The sequence below is a fragment of the Ruegeria sp. C8 genome, assembly GCF_056537565.1.
In genome coordinates, this window is sequence record NZ_JBQFRV010000037.1 from 1 (window position 1) to 1,921 (window position 1,921).

General features: G+C 51.5%; 1 protein-coding gene. It reads right to left on the bottom strand.

Annotation, left to right across the window (positions count from 1 at the left end):
* Positions 1-18 precede the first annotated feature (18 nt).
* Complete coding sequence (locus ACR0KL_RS22700; protein WP_480777546.1) at positions 19-1,308, bottom strand: hypothetical protein; 1,290 nt, start codon at positions 1,306-1,308, stop codon at positions 19-21.
* Positions 1,309-1,921 lie beyond the last annotated feature (613 nt).

The following is a 1,921-nucleotide window of genomic DNA, read 5'->3' on the forward strand; positions in this document are numbered from 1 at the left end:
TTTTTTTGCTTGCCGAGTTCAGAAACTGAAGAGATCCCGATCATACACAAAGCCCTTTGCAATACCGAGTTTCATAGCTGGGCTCTTGTGTTCTTTTACCATGAGGTCGGTGTAGTTATGGGCAAACCTCAGGATATCCACCAGCTTCATGACCATGACCGGATTGTAGTACTGCTTGTAGTACCACAGGCTTTTGCGGCCCGAGGTTGACAAACCACGCTCAAATCCCATGACCTTGGTCCGTGCCCGAGCGTGATACATGTCCACCGGATGCGTTCCCGCCCGAACTGCGAACTGTGCCATCTGGGCAAAATCTAATCGTGTTGGGTCAGTGCGGAAAATCACCCGCTTATGCGGCTCGTTGATGAAGTGGAACGGATAGTGAATGCCGGCCGATTCAGACTGACCGGTATGATCCATTAGGAGCGCCCTGATGTCGGAGAGCGCCACATTGCCAAAGGAGGCTTCCAAAAGGTACTCCATGGCGCCGTCCTGTGGCCTGGAGACAGCCTGATCACCGTCTCCAGGCAAGTACCCTGCCTGACGCATCAAATACTCCACGCGCTCTAATTCCTTGTTACCATCAGCCACAAACCCCAGGCGTCGCGGATGGCTTTCATTCTTTGCCATGGTGACGTCTGCAATCCGCACCAATCTCTTCTGCACTTCATTTTTGAACACAGCCAAAAAGGCTGAAGAGACACCCGTATCGCGGTCAACTGAAAAGTTCAGCAGTCGATACTTCCGACCGATCTTCTTCTTGAGCAGCATGATATGTGCAAACTCGGCCGCGTCTTGTCGAACCCTAGCGGCCATCTCAAGGAGCCTGATATCGTCATCAAGTTCTCTTGGCTTTTTGTTACGGTGCCACCTACTTGATTTTGGGTTGGTCGCCTTGTGTCGCTTGCAAATGTACTCGATGTACTCACTGGCAAACCAAATCCGAGCGTTCTCCCGCATAGAACGAGGCTTTTCTTTGTCTCCGACAATATCCATCGCCTTTTCGACGGCAAGCGGGTGAACGTCAGGATCAACATCTGTTGTAGACGCAATGACATACTTGCTGTCGCTGTGGACGGTGCACATGTGGCGCACTTCTACAAGTTTACGAATACCTCTGTCGGGCCAGTTCACCTGAAGGATTTGTGTGTCCGTGGCGAAGTGAGGACTATCCCCTTCAAATACTTCGTGCAGTCGCTTCTCCCGATCTGCCGCAAAGGCTTGGCATTGCTCGTGGGTGAAGTCGATCTTCGAATAGACTTCCGGAAGTGATGTATCGAGTACTCGTGAGATAGCTGAAAGCGTCACGCCATTAACCAGCGATCTAAAGACTTTACCATTTAGGTCACTACGCTTATGTCGCCTCGTCGAGCGACCAATCGAAAAGGTCTTCTTACACGCTTTGCACTGATATCTTGGATCTCCTTTGGCCGTCTTACCAAACTTTCGATACCGGCTCGGCATGAGCCCAACGGTCGCTCCATGATTGATACATGCAACACTCGGACAACTTTCACGTTTTGTTCTTCTATTCAGGCGGGAGAGCCTTGCGTATTCTTCCGCCAATGCCTTGTTGGATTTGAGGATGCTAGACCGTCCGCAACTTGGGCAAATATAGGTGCGCTCACCTCCAGACCCGGAGACCTTGCCCCGCGCCAAGTTCGAACCAGGGTTAGCTGGTCGGCCGCGCCCATCTCGTGGGTCAGGTAATACGCCGTAAAGGTCACAAAGTGGATTGCGGCAAAAATTGACTGAGAAGCCGCCAGGCAGGCGAGGAAGCCGAGTTCTCATTTTGTTCGCAGATTTTTGCGAAGCTTTCTTGGGGTCCGGCATGTCACAAGCTCTTATTTCTAAACGAAAACGACCAGCAGGTTAGCTGCTGGTCGATAGCTCGTCAACATTTACCTATAGTGGCTTGGCC